The sequence below is a fragment of the Leptothoe sp. LEGE 181152 genome, from assembly GCF_032906605.1.
Classification (GTDB): domain Bacteria; phylum Cyanobacteriota; class Cyanobacteriia; order Phormidesmidales; family Phormidesmidaceae; genus Leptothoe; species Leptothoe turfae.
The window spans coordinates 49,510-66,491 of the sequence record NZ_JASATU010000065.1; the positions used below are offsets into that span (position 1 = coordinate 49,510).

General features: G+C 48.6%; 12 protein-coding genes. 6 read left to right on the forward strand and 6 right to left on the reverse strand.

What is annotated here, in order from left to right; translation table 11 throughout:
- The first annotated feature begins 81 nt into the window (after positions 1 to 81).
- Positions 82 to 612: an acetolactate synthase small subunit gene (ilvN, locus tag QGP82_RS29370; protein ID WP_163671756.1), complete on the forward strand. Its 531-nt coding sequence runs from the start codon at positions 82 to 84 to the stop codon at positions 610 to 612.
- 55 nt (positions 613 to 667) lie between these two features.
- Here the strand turns inward: ilvN and QGP82_RS29375 are convergent, their stop codons facing one another.
- Positions 668 to 1,873: a lipid-A-disaccharide synthase-related protein gene (locus QGP82_RS29375; RefSeq protein WP_163698284.1), complete on the reverse strand. Its 1,206-nt coding sequence runs from the start codon at positions 1,871 to 1,873 to the stop codon at positions 668 to 670.
- Between the two features lie 122 nt (positions 1,874 to 1,995).
- Here QGP82_RS29375 and QGP82_RS29380 point away from each other — a divergent pair, with 122 nt between their 5' ends.
- The 5 genes from QGP82_RS29380 to QGP82_RS29400 all read left to right on the forward strand — a co-directional run bounded on the left by QGP82_RS29380 (position 1,996) and on the right by QGP82_RS29400 (position 8,005).
- Entirely contained in the window at positions 1,996 to 2,205 is a 210-nt protein-coding gene (locus tag QGP82_RS29380; RefSeq protein ID WP_163667612.1) for a hypothetical protein, read from the forward strand.
- A gap of 404 nt (positions 2,206 to 2,609) precedes the next feature.
- Positions 2,610 to 3,704: an amino acid ABC transporter substrate-binding protein gene (locus tag QGP82_RS29385; protein WP_163667615.1), complete on the forward strand. Its 1,095-nt coding sequence runs from the start codon at positions 2,610 to 2,612 to the stop codon at positions 3,702 to 3,704.
- 361 nt (positions 3,705 to 4,065) lie between these two features.
- Positions 4,066 to 5,514, forward strand: a complete 1,449-nt coding sequence (locus QGP82_RS29390) for an amino acid ABC transporter permease (RefSeq protein ID WP_163667618.1) — start codon at positions 4,066 to 4,068, stop codon at positions 5,512 to 5,514.
- 5 nt (positions 5,515 to 5,519) lie between these two features.
- Positions 5,520 to 7,115, forward strand: a complete 1,596-nt coding sequence (locus QGP82_RS29395) for an amino acid ABC transporter permease (RefSeq protein WP_499061791.1) — start codon at positions 5,520 to 5,522, stop codon at positions 7,113 to 7,115.
- Positions 7,116 to 7,216: 101 nt separating this feature from the next.
- Positions 7,217 to 8,005, forward strand: a complete 789-nt coding sequence (locus QGP82_RS29400; RefSeq protein ID WP_499061792.1) for an amino acid ABC transporter ATP-binding protein — start codon at positions 7,217 to 7,219, stop codon at positions 8,003 to 8,005.
- 44 nt (positions 8,006 to 8,049) lie between these two features.
- On the opposite strand, the gene QGP82_RS29405 is transcribed toward QGP82_RS29400, so the two are convergent.
- From QGP82_RS29405 to QGP82_RS29425, 5 genes are all read right to left on the reverse strand, one after another.
- On the reverse strand, positions 8,050 to 9,771 hold the full coding sequence (locus tag QGP82_RS29405) for an oxygen-binding di-iron domain-containing protein (RefSeq protein ID WP_499061793.1): 1,722 nt from the start codon (positions 9,769 to 9,771) through the stop codon (positions 8,050 to 8,052).
- 107 nt (positions 9,772 to 9,878) lie between these two features.
- Positions 9,879 to 11,615: a diflavin flavoprotein gene (locus QGP82_RS29410; protein ID WP_499061794.1), complete on the reverse strand. Its 1,737-nt coding sequence runs from the start codon at positions 11,613 to 11,615 to the stop codon at positions 9,879 to 9,881.
- Between the two features lie 375 nt (positions 11,616 to 11,990).
- Positions 11,991 to 14,222: a molybdopterin oxidoreductase family protein gene (locus tag QGP82_RS29415; RefSeq protein ID WP_499061795.1), complete on the reverse strand. Its 2,232-nt coding sequence runs from the start codon at positions 14,220 to 14,222 to the stop codon at positions 11,991 to 11,993.
- A 201-nt stretch (positions 14,223 to 14,423) separates the two neighbouring features.
- Complete coding sequence (locus QGP82_RS29420; RefSeq protein WP_163667628.1) at positions 14,424 to 15,986, reverse strand: MFS transporter; 1,563 nt, start codon at positions 15,984 to 15,986, stop codon at positions 14,424 to 14,426.
- 653 nt (positions 15,987 to 16,639) lie between these two features.
- Entirely contained in the window at positions 16,640 to 16,837 is a 198-nt protein-coding gene (locus QGP82_RS29425; protein ID WP_163667631.1) for a hypothetical protein, read from the reverse strand.
- Positions 16,838 to 16,982: the final 145 nt, after the last annotated feature.

The following is a 16,982-nucleotide window of genomic DNA, read 5'->3' on the forward strand; positions in this document are numbered from 1 at the left end:
ATGGGCCACCCCCATTGCTGGGGGCTACCCCATGATTGGGGCTACCCCATGATTGGATCCATCTCCATCACTGTTCCTCCCATGAAACACACCCTTTCTGTTTTGGTCGAAGATGAAGCAGGCGTTCTGACTCGCATTGCTGGATTGTTTGCCCGCCGTGGTTTCAACATCGAGAGTCTGGCTGTCGGACCGGCTGAACAGGCAGGTATCTCTCGCATCACCATGGTGGTGCCAGGAGATGACGGTGTCATTGAGCAATTGACCAAGCAGCTCTACAAGCTCATCAATGTGCTCAAGGTGAACGACATTACTGAGAAGCCCTGTGTTGAACGCGAGCTGATGTTGCTAAAGGTCAATGCAACTAGCAGCACGCGGGCTGAGATTATCAATTTTGCCCAAATTTTCCGGGCTCGTGTGGTGGACGTTTCAGACGAGTCGCTGACCATTGAAGTGGTTGGCGATCCAGGCAAAATGGTGGCTATTGTTCAGGTATTAGATCGCTTTGGTGTGCGTGAGATTGCCCGCACTGGCAAAATTGCCCTCACCCGTGAGTCTGGAGTCAACACGGAATACCTGAAAGCCAAAGCACCCATGAGTGCAGTCATCGGTTAGATGGTGCAAACCGTAGGGGCGCATACGCCTATAACCTGCGCCCTTGCCCCTTGATTTAGGCAGCCAATAGCAGTTTTTTGAGCAAAATTTCAGCAATACGCTTGCCCGCTCCGGGAGGACCCATGCGGTGCAAGCCATTTTTATAAATGATAGCCTGGCGTTCTGGGTCATTTAAGATGGCGGTGAGCATTTGGTTGATCTGGCTTGGGTGCTCCACCAGGGTGACCGATGGGCCAAGGTGGCGAGCCTGGGCTTGGGCAAAACTTAGGGTGAATTGAGGGCCATTGCCCGGCAGGGTGAGTACGGGTTTACCTAAGCCAACAAACTGTTCGGTGGCCGTACCGGCGGTTGCGATCGCAACGTTAGCCTGATAGGCATAATCCACAAATAACCCCTGATCAAGCTGTAGCCTATGCTGACCTCGTTGATGGTCCTGTCCTGTAAACTGCCAACCATAATGAGTGAGCGTTTCCGTCAGCATTTCCATATCTAAGCTGGGCGCAGCGGCGGTCAAAAAAGTGGTTGGCTCATGTCTATGGCGAGTCAGGTCATCCACACCCTGGAGTAACCGCTGCCAATTTTCATAGGCTTCAGGTACACGGGAACCCGGCAATAACAAAACAGTTAGACCTTGTTGGTGGGCCTGTTGACTGGTAGGAATGGCAAACCCATCCATCATCGGGTTGCCTGCATCATAGGCTTCTACGGCCCAGCGATGTAATCGTTGAGTGGTAATACCATCGCGGGGGAATACACAGGCACTACGTTTCATTAGCCAGCGCTCCCAAGGCATGTAAACGCAGGTCCGTTGAAAGTCCAGGACGTCAAGCAACGTTGATTTTACTAGGCATGTGCCCTGCTCGTCCCGCACGTGGTATTCAGACTTGGCAGTGCCAACGAACCCATATGAATGGCGGCTGAGCCAGCCAAATAGTAGCGGCACGATATCCCCTACCGCCAGCACCACATCATCTGGATTCAGCCACTTTCCCATAGCCCGTAGCTGCGCAATCGTCAGCTGAAGCAACCCCCCCTGCAAATCCCGAGCCAGCTGCTGACTGTCCATATATATAAAGCCACCGGAGGGCATTTTCTTCGTGGGGCCAATAATTTCAATGCCTAATTTCTGATATTGCCGACCCTCACCCACAATGGGTAAGGCTGCCATCTTTAGATGAGGGGCTAACCCTTGCAGAGCCTGCAAAATTCTGATGGCGATCAGATCTTCCCCGTGCCCATTACTGATACAAAGTAGCCTCATGACAGCGACCAACCCTGAGTTAAGTCGGCTTGTCTGTGAGAAAACTTGTCAAAATTAAACATCAACCCTGGCATGTAATAGTGATAATGGAAACGAGAATGTTAAAACAATATTAAAATTGCATGTCTCCTTTTCTGCTTCGTCAACTTTGGTCTGTGATTGATGCCGCCCACAGCAACTATATTCTCAGCCTAGACGATCAGGGGCTGACCAACTGGGTGATAGAGCAGCTATGTCATCAGTCTCCTCTAGATACAGTTGAATTGAGCCAGGTCAACCACTACATTCGCTCTAAGCTTCCCCTAATTCGAGATATTGCTCAGAATGAATAAACTTTCAGTCATTTTTGTCTGGTAGGAATTAGAGATTCTCATAGTAATAGACTTCATTTCCTAGCATTATTTCTATCGTTTCGATAGATAACCTAAATAACACTGGTTAAGTAAGTCTTAAGTTTTACTCGATTTCAAAAATAGTGATCTGCAATACAAAGTGCTGCTATCTCTTTGAAATCAATCCTTATTGCCCTCATATTCTTGCCATAACTGCCGCGTATTATACGTATTAATTCCTGGTAGGCGATAACATAACGTCTTAGAATGCATAAAAATCCAGCCTAGATACATTACATAAGTCGTGGATCGTGGTTCTGAAAACTGCATTGGTTCTCGATTTACAGGCTGTGTTTTTCCACTAAGCTGACTTGATTTATTCCAATGGAGTGTGTGAGGTAACTATGGCAAAAAGGGGTTCTTCATTAGCAGCATTACTTGCTGTTGCTCTACCGCTAGCTGCATGCGGTGGTGCTCAAGATGCTGTTGATACAGCTACTGATGCGGCTGGTGATGCTGTCGATACGGTTTCGAGTGCCGTTAGCGGTGGTAGCCGCCTAGAAACTGTTCTTAGTCGCGGCACCCTAAACTGCGGTGTTGATGGTGGTATTCCTGGATTCAGCTTTGTTGACGAGAGCGGTACTTACTCCGGTTTGGATGTGGATGTCTGTAAGGCTGTTGCAGCTGCCTTGTTTGATGATCCTGAAGCCATTGAGTATCGCCGTCTAGATTCCACCGAGCGCTTTGAGGCCCTCAAGGGAGGTGAGGTGGACATGCTCTCCCGTAACACCACCTGGACCATCAGTCGCGACACATCTGTAGGTATGGAGTTTGCTCCTACTACATTCTTTGATGGTCAGGGCATGCTGGTACGTGCTGATAGTGGTGTTGAAACCCTTGAAGACATGGAAGGCCTATCCATTTGTGTTGAAACCGGTACCACTACTGAGCTCAACCTGACTGACCAGTTCCGCCAGCGTGGTGTTAGCTTTGAGCCCGTTGTCTTCCAAGATGCTGATGCTGGCTATGCTGCCTACGATGAAGGTCGTTGCGAAGGCTTTACCTCTGATAAGTCTCAGCTAATCGCTCGTCGCAGTACCCTCAGCGAGCCCGATGCTCATGTTCTGTTAGATGTCACCATGTCTAAGGAGCCTTTGGGACCGGTAACCATTAACAACGACTCTGCTTGGTTTGATACTGTCAAGTGGGTTACTTACGGTTTGATTCAGGCTGAAGAGTTTGGTCTAACCTCTGAGAATATTGAAGAAGCCGTTAACAGCGAAGATCCCAACATTCTACGTTTCGTAGGTGCTGAAGGTACTTTGGGTGATGATATGGGTCTGCCCAATGACTTTATGCTACGCGCTATTAAGCACGTTGGTAACTATGGCGAAATCTTTGAGCGCAACTTGGGTAAGGAATCCCAGTTTGAACTTGATCGTGGTCAGAATGCGCTTTGGACCGATGGTGGTTTGATGTATGCACCTCCTTTCCGCTAAATAACTGAAACTATCTAATGGTGTTTTTTAACAACCAGCATTAGATAGTTTTTAGGGGCCTAATAGGCCCCTATTTTTTTATTTCAAATGATGAAGTTAGTTGCACGGTAGCCCATCGTACTGCGGCACCTAAGGAATTACATTACGTTTACTAACAGTTTTTGTGGCCTGGGCAAAAAAGCTAGAATCTCCTATCGTCACCCCCCTATGATGATTGAACTTAGGTGTTGATGATAAGAGCTTTGTTCGTATATACATATGTCTTTCCCAGAGCACAGCTGAGAATCAGAGCACATTTGAGAATTTAATGTGCGATGTGGTTTAAATTTGCTTTTGCTAAGCCTTTAGTTGTTCCTATGTTATGACCAGTCGAAGTAACAGTCCAATTTCTGGTATCCAATCTCTATTCCGTGATGAACGCTTTTGGAAGATTGCGTTCCAAGCGCTGATTGTGTTGTTTGTGGTGAATTTGCTCTGGCATTTCTCAGCCACGCTCAATGACAACATGCTGGGTCGAGGTATTCAATTTGGCTTTGGTTTTCTCAAGAATTCAGCCGGATTTGGGATTGGTGAAAGCCTTTTGGACTATAAGGCGCAGGATACCTACACTAAGGTTATCCAGGTGGGTATCATCAATTCTCTGCGAGTGATGATTGTCGGTGTGATTCTGGCAACTACGGTTGGGATCACCGCTGGAGTGGCCAGTTTCTCTGATAATTGGCTACTTTACAAAATTAGTCGAGCCTATGTAGGACTGGTGCGTAATGTACCGCTCTTGCTCCAGTTGTTTTTCTGGTATTTGGCGGTTTTCTTTAGTTTTCCTGCACCGAGGAGCCCGTTTATTTTTCCCAATGCCAATGCTAGCTGGCTGGTACTGAGCAAAAAAGGAATATATTTGCCGGGGCCATCGTTTACACCAGCAACGTGGACTAGTTTGATTTTGTTGGCTGTGTCCTTGCTTTTGATTGGCGTGTTGATGCGCTCGATTGGGGTCATTCGTGCTGGCCGCTATCAGGGCGGCATAGGACCGTTACTCAACTATGGCTTTAGCATTCTTTTGATCCCTATTTTGGTATTGGCTGAGTTCTTTCTGCTGTTCAACTGGAATGCGGGTAAGGGGGTTTATTTTAAAGGTGCATTACCCGCGCTATTCTCTAGCTCTCAAGGCCTATGGGTGATTGTGCTGCTAGTGATGATTGTGCCTTTGGTATTGCTGAACCGCTGGCGGACACAGCTGATTGTAGAGCAGGGACAGTCGGGTAAACCACAGCTGATTGCGATCGCAGGTCTACTGCTCCTCGGCGTCCTCATTATTCTCTTTGCCCTCGGCTGGGAAGCACCCGTTGCTGGTGTCAGAGATGACGGTACATTTAGCGGCGGTGTTACTGGCGGTCTGAGGCTGTCGTTAGAATATTCCGCCATTGTGACGGGGTTAACCTTTTACACCGGAGCCTTTATTGCTGAGATTGTTCGGGCCGGAATTCAATCGGTTTCTCAAGGCCAGTGGGAAGCCGCCCGTTCTCTAGGGCTGTCATCAGGTTTAGCCATGCGTATGGTGGTGTTTCCCCAGGCATTACGGGTGATTATTCCCCCACTCAACAGTGAATTTGCCAACCTGGCTAAGAACTCCAGTTTGGCCTTGGCCATTGGTTATCCCGACCTATATTCCGTGGCCAACACCACCTTTAACCAAACGGGGCGACCGGTCGAAGTCTTTTTACTGATGATGGCCACCTATCTCATCATCAACCTTTTGATTTCAGTAAATATGAATCAACTCAACAGTGCTGTGCAATTTAAGGAGCGGTAGAGGCGATGACAACAACGTCACCTGATTCACCTTTGGTAGTTGACGCTAGCCCGCCGCCCATTGCCCAAGCAGGTCCGGTAGCCTGGCTGCGTAAGCATTTGTTCAACACCTGGTACAACGCGTTGCTAACAGTCATGTTGGTCGGCATCATGCTGGCAGCACTATGGGGCATGCTCAACTGGGCGATTCGACTGGCTGAGTGGGCCGTAATCCCCAACAACCTGGCCTTATTTATGTCAGGGCTATACCCATCGGAGATCCGTTCACGTATTTGGGTCATCCTTGCTGTCAATGTTGCCATGGGCGGTTTTACCTGGGGACTGCTAGCGCGTAACCAAAGCAAGCTCTTGGGTCGCAGCGGGCTGATCACCGTCGCTATTCTTTGCGCTGGCCTGATTATTTTGCCACTGACTCGGCCATCGGCCCTGACATTGATTGGTATGGTGGTGCTCACCCTGGCCTGTGCCTGGGGGGCTAAAACTATTGGCCAACGCAAGCTGACCCTCAGTCAGTTTTTGTCGGCGGGTTGGTTTTTTGCTTACTCTATTTCGCTGCTGATTCTAGCAGGGGGAGATATTCGCAACAGCCTGATCTTTTTGGTACTTACCGTTGGCGCGAGTATTTGGCTAGCCTCAATGGCACTTAAACTGTTAGCCAATTCTTCAATTATTGATGCCGTTAGCCTTAACCCGATTGGCATTTGGCTGATGCGCATTTTCTGGTTTGCGGGCAGTGTAGCACTGTTCTTGCCAGTGTATGGGTTCTTAAATGTGCCGCTACCCCTAAAGCTGCTTACATTGGTTACCTATATTTCCTTTGTGTCGCTGCTGGTGCCAATTTTGGCTGAGCGTAAAACCCTGACTACATTTGTCATTGCCGTCGTTGCCTTTGGCTTAGGCTGCTTTGCCATCAGTTCTATATTTGATCTTGCTGGCGGCTTTTTTGGGCTAAAGCCTATTGGCACTAACAACTGGGGTGGTTTAACCCTGACGCTGTTTCTTGCCATTACTGGTATTGCCCTATGTTTTCCCATTGGTGTGTTAATGGCCCTGGGTCGGCGCAGCAGTCTACCCATCATCAAGGGATTATCCGTTGCCTACATTGAGCTGATTCGTGGTGTACCTCTGATTTCCATACTGTTTATGGGGCAGGTAATGATTCCGCTGTTTTTACCTGAGGGTGTGCGACCAGACAACATTGTGCGGGCCATTGTGGGTTTGACCCTGTTTAGTTCAGCCTATCTGGCAGAGAATGTGAGGGCCGGTTTGCAGGCTATTCCCCGAGGTCAATTTGAAGCTGCAGCCTCGTTAGGACTGAATAGCCCCTTAACATTGGCCTTGATTGTCCTACCTCAGGCTTTAAAGACCGCAATTCCTGCGATTGTGGGCCAGTTTATCAGCCTTTTCCAGGACACCACACTGCTGGGCATTGTAGGTCTGGTGGAACTATTGGGTATCAGTAACAGTATTTTGGCTAACCCCAAGTATTTGGGAGATTACTCCGAAGTGTATCTGTTTATTGCCGTGCTCTATTGGTTCTTCTGCTATGCCATGTCCTTGGGCAGTCGACGAATTGAGCAGGCCTTAAACACTGAACGTTAAGTACTAATCGATGTTAAATCCCGTGTCGTCCACCACAGCGCCACGGGTAGTAAATGCCAAAATAGTCCTGGGGTTTTTCCCCACCATGAGGAACCATAACGATGACCCAAGCGGATATATCCATGACCAATCATGCCAACGGCAATTCTGTCGGTGCTGAGGCAGTGATCGTTGCTAGCGATGTAGAGAAGTGGTACGACAACGGCTTTAATGTGCTCAAGGGCGTCAGCCTTGATGTGTATAAGGGGGAAGTGGTGGTCGTGATGGGGCCATCGGGTTCCGGTAAGTCCACCTTTATTCGTACGTTTAATGCTCTAGAGCCTTACCAAAAGGGCAGCATTGTTATTGATGGCATTGAGATTTCCCACGACTTGAAGAACATTGAGGAGATTCGTCGGGAAGTGGGCATGGTGTTTCAGCAGTTTAATCTGTTTCCCCACCTGACGGTTCTGCAAAATGTCACCCTGGCTCCGATTTGGGTGCGCAAGCAGAAGAAACGGGAAGCAGAAGAAATTGCCATGCAGCTGTTAGAGCGTGTAGGCATTTTAGAGCAGGCTAATAAGTTTCCAGGGCAGTTGTCCGGTGGTCAGCAGCAGCGGGTGGCCATTGCCCGTTCCCTCGCCATGCAACCCAAGATTATGCTGTTTGACGAGCCCACCTCTGCCCTCGACCCTGAAATGGTACGAGAAGTACTCGATGTTATGCGTGGTCTAGCAGACACAGGGATGACCATGGTCTGTGTTACCCATGAAGTTGGTTTCGCCCGTGAAGTGGCTGACCGAGTTGTTCTCATGGATGCTGGTGTGCTCGTGGAAGAGAACACGCCGGATGAGTTCTTTAATAACCCTAAAGAAGAGCGCTCCCAGAAGTTCTTGTCTCAAATTCTTTAGGAATACGATCCTGTAGGGACAGCTCTTGTGGGTGCCCTAATGCCTTACAGTTGATGGATGGCAGTCAGTCCCCCTTTATCTAATACCTGACCATTGTTGATATGAGCGTATACCAATAGATGGCTGCCAATGGTTTGTTGACTGATGATGGTACCCTCTAAATAGGCTAGAGCATCAGTAAATATCGGTTTTCCCCCTTGTAAGATTTCGGTGTTCAGCTGATCTACGGGAATCTGACAGGATTTTTGATAGGAAAAATGGCGGCGGATACTACGTCCTTCTTTGAGGATGTTGAGAACAAATGAGTCCTGGGTTTGTAGACTTGAAATCGCATCATCCCCCATAGGTAAAGCCATCATAATCCCTGGCGGTGCGAAACTGGCTTGGGAAATCCTGGCGGTGAGAATCGCCCGATGGTGACTGTGGTGTTCAAAGGTAACTACGCATAGAGAGCCGATGATGCGCCCCAGGGCCTGAGCGGTACGGCTAGTCTGAATGTCGACCATCGTCTGACGCGGTACCTGCTGACGGGAACGCTTACGCAACTGCTGAGCAAATGCGGTGGCAGCAGTTTGACATATCTTGAGGGTAGTCGAATCGGGGCTAAACTGCACGCGAATTGGCTCAAAGCCAAACCGATAACCTGCATCCCGCAACTTTTGTTGTAATAAGTCAATCGCTTCACCACTCCATCCATAGGAGCCAAATACTCCCGTCAACTTTGTTTTAGGTATATTTGCCAGGATTGTACCCAAGGCAGTTTGAATTTGTACTGGGGCATGGCCACCCAATGTGGGCGACCCAATAATAAACCCATCACAGTCGGCAACAACTTTAGTGAGAGTCTCAGTGGGAGTATACTCACAATTAATAGCTTCCACCGCCACACCATTGTCTGTGAGACCTTGGGCAATGGCATGGGCGATGGTGGACGTACTACCATAGGCCGAGGCGTAGAGTACGGCAACCCGCAGTGTCCGTTGGGTTTGTTCCTGGCACCACTGTCGATAGTCCTGACGAAATCGACTCAGGCTATGACGTACTAAGGGACCATGGCCTGGCGCGAGAATCTTGAAAGAAAAGGCATCAAACTGATCTAGAGCGACTTCTACCTGTTTGGCCTGGGGGGCCTGGAGACAATCAAAATAGTAACGGCGGTCATCATTGAGTTCACGCCAGTGGCTATCCCAAATATTGTTGCCGCAAAAGTGGCTGCCAAATAGCTTATCGCTATATAAAATCTCACTGGCTGGATCGTAGGTGCAAAGTCCATCGGGCCAGCGTGGGGTTGGCACACTAATAAAGCTGAGGCGATGTCCCTGGCTCAAGTCTAGCGTATCTCCTGTACGGACAGGGACCACCGACCAAACTAGACCTGATTTTTTTAAGGTATTGAAGGCAGGGTGAGAACACACCAGTGTTGCCTGGGGTGCTATCTGCTGTAGGCCCCTGAGGGTAACAATCCGATTAGAATTTACGTGGCTGGTGATGATGTAGTCAATGTTATGGGGGTTAATCTGTTGTTGTAGCGTAGCTAAATAGGTAGCTGTAAAAGACTCACCTGGCGGGTCGATAAGGGCGATTTTCTCGCTTTTAATTAAGTAGGAATTAGCGGTGGTGCCCCGCCGCCGTCCATATTCAATTTCAAATTTGAGGCGATCCCAGGTGCGAGATCGTAATACTTGGGATTGTGTACCAATGTCTGCCACCTGCACATCCCGAGGACGGCTGCCGGTTGACGAAATTGTTGGTGTTGTATAAGTCATCGTATATGTTCTCTTGGTGATAGGTTAGAGCAAAAACTTCTGTGAGTACAAAATGAAGTGTCATGCATGGCAATGACACCCAAAAAGTTTGTTATTAGTCGCCATTTTTAGTAATGACTACCGGCTTTGCGATGATGGACAGCGGTGATACCGTCAGGGTGAGCCACCCGTCCACGATCGGCAGCGCAATACATTATCCAATGATCTCCTGCATCGGTACGGCTGATGACCCGACACTCCAAATATGCCAGTGCTTCAGCTAAAATCGGGGAACCGTTCTCCGCATCGTAGGTGGCAATGCCAATAAACCGATCGGCACCGGGGGGAAAGCGCTTGAGGAAATGCTTCATCAACCGCTGGTAGTTGCCCTCTTCCAACACATTTAGAACAAAATAATCCTCTCCATGCAGCAGAGATTCAATAGCACGTTCCTTGGCAACGGCCACCGCCAGCCCCAAAGGCTCAACGGTAGCCTGCATGACCCAGGAGGCCAACATGGCACTGGTGACATCTCCTTTACGGGCAGTGACTATATAAAGACCACTACTCAACCGCCCTAGAGCCTGGTCCAAGCTAGAGTCTGAGGCTTCTCTGCGACGCTGCCGATGGTTTTGACTCACCCACTGCCCCAGATCAGTGCCTGCTTCCTGACAGTGTTGCTTAGTGGCATCAGATGGGGTCGCCTTGATCAAGATTGGTGGAAATGCTTCTATTAGTCCCAGTTCTATAAACCGATTACGCAGTGGATAAATCGGTTCGTCGTGACCGCCACCCGTTTCAAATAAGCCAATGGCCTGTTTAGGATGGGCCACCGCCAAAATTGTACTGAGTGCAGCAGAGACGTGACTATTATTGGTTGCTTGAGGTGGCATCCCTACCACCAGGGCGGTGGCAGTGGTGGCAATTTCTCTCACATCGTGGAGATCGGTTTCGTTTAAGTCCACTAGCTCAACATCGGTGCCGGTTTTGTGAATACCCTGAGCAATTGCACGGGCGATATGATCACTATGGCCATACTCATCGGTGTAAATCAGCGCTACGTAGGGAGTCGCCTTAGATTGGGCTTCGCTCCAGGTGCGATAGTATTCGAGCCATTGCTGCTGGTGATGTTGCAGTAGGGGACCATGTCCGGTGGCCACTAGGGTCACCGTCAACTTATTCATCCGCTTTAAGGCTCCCAATACGGACCTGGCATTAGGCCCCATCAAACAGTCGTAATAATACTGAAAGTCTTGCTCTAGCAGCTCTGGTATCTCGTCGTAGAGAGCGTCATCGCAGTAGTGCATGCCAAACACATCACAGGTATAGAGCACCTGAGTCCCACTGTCGTAGGTGAAGATTGTGTCGGGCCAGTGAAGATTAGGAGCCGAAACAAACTCCAGACAGTGTCCCTGCCCCAAATTTAGCTGGCTGCCACTTTTAACCAATTGAAAAGCAAATGGACGATGCAGCTGATGTTGTAAAAACTGAATGGCTACCTTCGAGCCTACTATTGTCAACTGGGGCACAATCTCCAACAAACGGCCAATTAAGCCACTGTGGTCTGGTTCAGTGTGATTGACGACAAGATAATCAATTGTTGTTGGATCCACCAGACCTTCGAGAGTCTCAAAATATAACGCTTCAAATTTTTGGTGAGATGTGTCAACTAACGCAGTTTGATCACCACGGATGAGAAAAGAATTATAGGTAGTTCCATTTTTTAACTCGAATTCGATATCGAAACGGTCTCGATCCCAGTCAAGGCAACGAATTGCTGTAGAACCCAAGGCAATTTCAGCAGTTTGGATTGTCAGTCTATTTGGTGAAGCCGTTGTTATTGACGGAGCAGCAAGAGTAACCATAGGGTGAAAATCCTGACTGAAAATTTGATGGACTTGTCCCTATGGTGGCGACAGAATCAGGATCTGTAAAATGTTAATTCTCTAATTGTCTTATAAGCTTAGCTAATGATTTTTTAGTTATTTAATCTGCTTTGCTAATGCATAGGTATTGATCAATTTTAAAAAGCTTTGACAGCTCTGATGGCTTAGGCGCTTGCGCTTAAATAACCACCCCATTACCCCATTACTCATGCACCCATCTACAGCCCCAACCTGGGTCTTTATTGTTGTGCAGTCCCCTTACCCTTAGTGCGGTGAACCGTGTCGAGATATGGTCAATCAAGCGTTTGCCTAGATGCCTTTTAAATTCTCCCGAGGATTAGCCATGCTCGAACTTTAAACTTTCACAGGTTCCATTGCTATTTTCTGGGCCGCTTCGAACCGAGACTTAACAGTGGCCTCATCGGAAATCTGAGGTGCCGGAACTGGAATCACCTGCACAGCACAAGCCTTAAGCTCAGGTTCCAGGGAGATTGGACAAACCTCCGGGTGAGTCAAGGCATTAACTTCCATGTTGTCACCCCAGAGAAACCCCCAATGCATGGGCATAAAGATGGTGCCACGGGTAATGTTTTGCGTGACCAGAACTTTTAGCTGGGCAAAGCTGCGTTGCGATCGCACCTCCACCCAATCCCCAGACTGCACCTCCAGCAACTGTGCATCCCGAGGATTCACCTCCAGCAGCGGCTCCGGATAACGCTTTGTAATCCGCTCAATCCGTCCCGTCCGACTTTGAGTATGCCAATGCCCATACAGTCGACCCGTTGTCAGCACAAAGGGATAATCCTCATTAGGGGGCTCAGCTAGCCCTTTAATATGGAAGGCACAGAACTTAGCCTTCTGATTAGGCGTGGCAAATCGATAGTTCGTGTATAGTCGCTTGTCATGTTTGCCATAGGCGATCTCATCACTCTCCCCTGCCGGGCAAGGCCACTGAATGGGTCCCTTCGCCAGTCGCCCATGGCTGAGGCCTGTAGAATCGCATAGGCGATTGGCTGTCAGCGTCACAAACTCGTCATATACCTCAGCTGATGTGCGCTGAGCAAACGGTTTTTCAAAGCCCAATCGACGACCCACTTCAGCAAAAATCTCCCAGTCAGCCTTAGCCTCGCCAACAGGATTACGGAAGGCAGGGCAGTAAGTGACCACTCGCTCAGAATTAGTCATGGCACCGGCTTTCTCACCCCATTGGGTAGCGGGTAGAACTACGTGGGCAAAGGCAGCAGTTTCGGTTGGGTAATAAGCGTCCTGGCAAATGGTGAAAGGAGAATTTCTGAGGGCAGCCTGGGTGCGCTTAATATCTGGCATACTGACGGCGGGATTGGTAGCAGCTACCCAAAAGACGCCTAGATCCCCTCGTTCCAGGGCCAGCATCATATCCCAAGCCGCCAGCCCCGGTACCGGAGAAATACTGCCCCCAGGCACCTGCCATACCTTTTCTACTGTTTGGCGATGCTCTGGGTTTTTTACCAGGCGATAACCGGGCAAAATGTGGGCTAATCCACCCGCTTCTCGACCCCCCATGGCATTGGGCTGCCCTGTGAGAGAAAAAGGACCCGCTCCAGGCTTGCCAATATTACCTGTCATCAGATGCAGGTTGATGATGGTGCGACACTTAGCAGTTCCCTCTGTGGACTGGTTCACCCCCATAGACCATAGGGATAGCACTCGCTGAGATTTGCCCCACCAGGCAGCTGCTTTGGTAAGTTCACTCAGGGTGATGCCGCAAATCTCAGTCACTCGTTCGGGGGGATAGCTTTTCACCACCTGGGCATAGTCACTAAAGCCATCAGTACAGGAGTCAATAAAGCTGGGATCGATCCAGCCATGTCTCAAGAGTAGGTGGGCGATGCCGTTGAGCAATGCAATATCGGTTCCCGGCTTAATGGCCAAATGTAAATCCGCTGCCTTTGCAGTATCGGTGCGGCGCGGGTCCACCACAATCATCTTTACCTTGCGGTTTTTCTTGTGGTATTTCTTCAACCGATTAAACACAATTGGATGACAATCGGCTGTATTGGTCCCAATTAAAAAGGCACAGTCAGTTTGTTCTAAATCGTCGTAACAACAAGGGGGACCATCTGACCCAAAGCTTTGGATATAGCCCGCTACCGCTGACGACATACATAGGCGAGAGTTGGCATCAAAGTTGTTAGTACCTAAACAACCTTTCAATAACTTTTGTGCGGTGTAATAATCTTCTGTTTGAAACTGGCCAGACCCATACATGGCAATGGCTTCTGGACCTCGTTCATTCAAGGTTTTACGAATCTCATAGGTGATGCGATTGAGGGCATCTTCCCAAGAGACACGCTGTAGTGGCTGGTCGAGAGACTCTCTCATCATTGGGTGAAGCAATCGCCCCCGATCAAGGGAATCGCCGATGGTGCCCCCCTTGATGCATACCTGACCTTTGCTTGATGGGTGGTTGCGATCGCCCCGCGCTTGCCAAACCGGATTACCCTGTTCATCGCGATTTACAGCTCGCCCCGGTTGCGCAGGAGGTAATACCTCAAGGCCACAGCCTACACCACAGTATGGGCACAGTGTTTTTGCTCCATCAGCCATAGATCGCATCCTCCATCCACAAGAAATCTGTCTTATGTTAATTCGAAAATTAAATCTTTTTTAGACAGAAAAGGGGAGCGCAAACCGGCCCCCCAATCTGTTGAGTTGACATTGCTATCATCACTGGTTGCTATAACACTTGGGATAATGACAACCAGTATCGACGCTGTTTTGCTCGCTTAAGCGAACGTTGTTGTGGCGTTAGCCAACGTAGGAACCATCAGCAGGTACAGATATATTAGATATGTCTTCACCTTCGTGGGCCTCTGCAAAGGAACCTTTGGGCTCTTCGAGGATGAAGAAGCATAGGAAGGCAACAATAATTGCTGCAACACCTAGGGTCTGGAAGAAGATGATGTTACCGATATCTCCCTCAGGTACCAAGCTGTAAAGAGTCAGGTAAGCAACCGCACCAACGTTACCGTAAGCACCAACGTTACCAGCAATCTGACCAGTTACACGGCGCTTTACAAGGGGCACGATGGCAAATGTGGAGCCTTCACCAGCTTGTACAAAGAAGGAGCAAGCCATGGTTAAGATAACGGCGAGACCAACCATAAAGGTACCGCCGCCGCCGAGAGCATCACGAATACTAGGGATGCTGCTCATGACAAGGTAACCAATGCCCATAAAGAGGGTTAGAACCCCCATAGTTGTTTTACGGCTACCGAGTCTGTCGGAAATCAAACCACCGCTAGGACGAGCAAACAGATTCATGAACGCGTAGCTTGCGGCCAACATACCGGCCAGGGCTTTGCTCAAACCAAAGGTGCCTTCGAAGAAAGCGGGCAGCATGGATACTACAGCCAGCTCAGAACCGAAATTCACAATGTAAGTTAGCTCAAGAATGGCAACCTGCTTAAACTTATAGCGATCTTCAGCAGGGTAGCGCTTAGCACCAGACAATAAGTCTTTATTGACTGTCCAGCAGTTGTAAGCCTGGAAGAGATACAGGGCGATTAGGGCTGCGATCGCAAGACCAAATGTACCTTCGTTGAGGAAACCAACTTTCTTAAGACGCCAAGCCAGAACAACCAGAATGCCAGTTAGAGGTAGATTCATAAGCATCAGACCCCAGAAGTCTCTTACCGTAGTGACTTCCATACCGCGAGTGCTGGGGGGACGCTGGTAAACCTTACCAGGGGGCGTATCTTCCACGCTGAAGTAGTATAAGCATCCATAAAGGGCTGCAATGATACCAGTGGCAGCAATCACAATGCGCCAATTGAGTAATGGACCACTGTCAGGGACTTGGAAAGCACCAGGAATGAAGTTGAGAGCAGTTGCCAGACCGACAAGAGTAAATGCAGAGAATGCAGAACCAAAGTTACCCCAGCCACCATAAATACCTTCAGCCAGACCAATCTCCTTGGGGGGGAACCACTCTGCGGTCATGCGAATACCGATGACAAAACCAGCACCCACAATACCCATGAGCAGACGGCCAATCACCAACTGGTTAAAGCTTTGGGCAGAGGCGAAAATAATACAGGGAATCGCTGCATAGATGAGCAACAGCGAATAGGTCAAACGAGGACCATATTTATCCAACAACATGCCGATGATGACACGAGCTGGAACTGTAAGAGCCACATTGCAAATAGCAATGGTACGAATTTGACCTACCTCCAGACCAAAATCCGCCTTAATTGCTGTCGCCAAAGGTGCCAGGTTAAACCAAACAACAAACGACAGGAAAAAGGCAAACCAGGTCATGTGGAGGATTTTGTAGCGTCCCCTAAAGGACCACATCTCTCCTAGCATCAGTTCTATTCTCCTGGACAGACAAACATTTCACTTTCCTTCTGAAATTCACTCATTAGTAGATTTCAGACTGCTGCTTTTTTAGAACAAAATCGCTAATGCTATGGATCCTGAAAGGACAACAGACAACGCGACGCAACAGATTTAATGGTGGATAGCCCTGAATCTCTCTAATCAACTCACTCTAAAAAACAAAAATCATTGACAAAAACTTGATGAAATCTGCCGATTTAAGATTAGTTGAATAGATAAAATCTAAAGCCAAATCACCATAGCGTTACATTATCGGTGAGCAACAAGTAAAAATGTGCCTTTCGCTACCGTTAACGACAAGTAATTCTTTTTTTGCATGTGATTGTTTGTTTTTTGCATAAAGTCGCCCAAGATGCTGAAGTGAAAGCAGTTTGGGCACACTATTGGATCACTCTTCTGCGGATGTCGTGGCCAGTAGTTACAAGATTCCTGGCGCTCGTTTCATAGCTTAAATGCAAGACTTTAGATAGTGACTGATATTAGAAGTTTTTTCAGCTAAAAAGCCTGACATTCCGCTCAGAGAATGTCAGGCTTTCAAGAGATTTTATCGAAAAACCAACTGTCTATGTTGCTCGCTAGCTTGTCTAGCTCTTGCTAGCTTGTCTAGCTAATCATGCCAACTACTTGCCAAGTTCAGACCACAATGTAGCCTGGTGAGGCGTAACGTTAGTCACATCTGCGGTTGTAGCTGGCTGAGCTAAGTAAACACGAACAGCGGTGTAACCAACCACAAACATGGAAAACGCTGCTAGAGCCGCCGCCAAAGTTCGATCTAGGCTGGAAACTTGAGTAGACATGGCACGAGTCTGGGAGTCCATATAACTAACCCTGAACTATAATGTCAGCTCAAGCATCCCATAATTATTCTGTAGCAAACAATACTGTTTACGAAATTTAGTCTTGAAACGAGTAGCTGACTGTTTCAGAAGCAGTGAATGGCTGTATAAATTGCTCGGTTAATGA

What these genes read in the sequence shown, in the direction of transcription:
- ilvN (WP_163671756.1), top strand. Translation starts at nt 82, where the DNA reads ATGAAACACACCCTTTCTGTTTTGGTCGAAGATGAAGCAGGCGTTCTG.
- QGP82_RS29375 (WP_163698284.1), bottom strand. Translation starts at nt 1,873, where the DNA reads ATGAGGCTACTTTGTATCAGTAATGGGCACGGGGAAGATCTGATCGCC.
- QGP82_RS29380 (WP_163667612.1), top strand. Translation starts at nt 1,996, where the DNA reads ATGTCTCCTTTTCTGCTTCGTCAACTTTGGTCTGTGATTGATGCCGCC.
- QGP82_RS29385 (WP_163667615.1), top strand. Translation starts at nt 2,610, where the DNA reads ATGGCAAAAAGGGGTTCTTCATTAGCAGCATTACTTGCTGTTGCTCTA.
- QGP82_RS29390 (WP_163667618.1), top strand. Translation starts at nt 4,066, where the DNA reads ATGACCAGTCGAAGTAACAGTCCAATTTCTGGTATCCAATCTCTATTC.
- QGP82_RS29395 (WP_499061791.1), top strand. Translation starts at nt 5,520, where the DNA reads ATGACAACAACGTCACCTGATTCACCTTTGGTAGTTGACGCTAGCCCG.
- QGP82_RS29400 (WP_499061792.1), top strand. Translation starts at nt 7,217, where the DNA reads ATGACCCAAGCGGATATATCCATGACCAATCATGCCAACGGCAATTCT.
- QGP82_RS29405 (WP_499061793.1), bottom strand. Translation starts at nt 9,771, where the DNA reads ATGACTTATACAACACCAACAATTTCGTCAACCGGCAGCCGTCCTCGG.
- QGP82_RS29410 (WP_499061794.1), bottom strand. Translation starts at nt 11,615, where the DNA reads ATGGTTACTCTTGCTGCTCCGTCAATAACAACGGCTTCACCAAATAGA.
- QGP82_RS29415 (WP_499061795.1), bottom strand. Translation starts at nt 14,222, where the DNA reads ATGGCTGATGGAGCAAAAACACTGTGCCCATACTGTGGTGTAGGCTGT.
- QGP82_RS29420 (WP_163667628.1), bottom strand. Translation starts at nt 15,986, where the DNA reads ATGCTAGGAGAGATGTGGTCCTTTAGGGGACGCTACAAAATCCTCCAC.
- QGP82_RS29425 (WP_163667631.1), bottom strand. Translation starts at nt 16,837, where the DNA reads ATGGACTCCCAGACTCGTGCCATGTCTACTCAAGTTTCCAGCCTAGAT.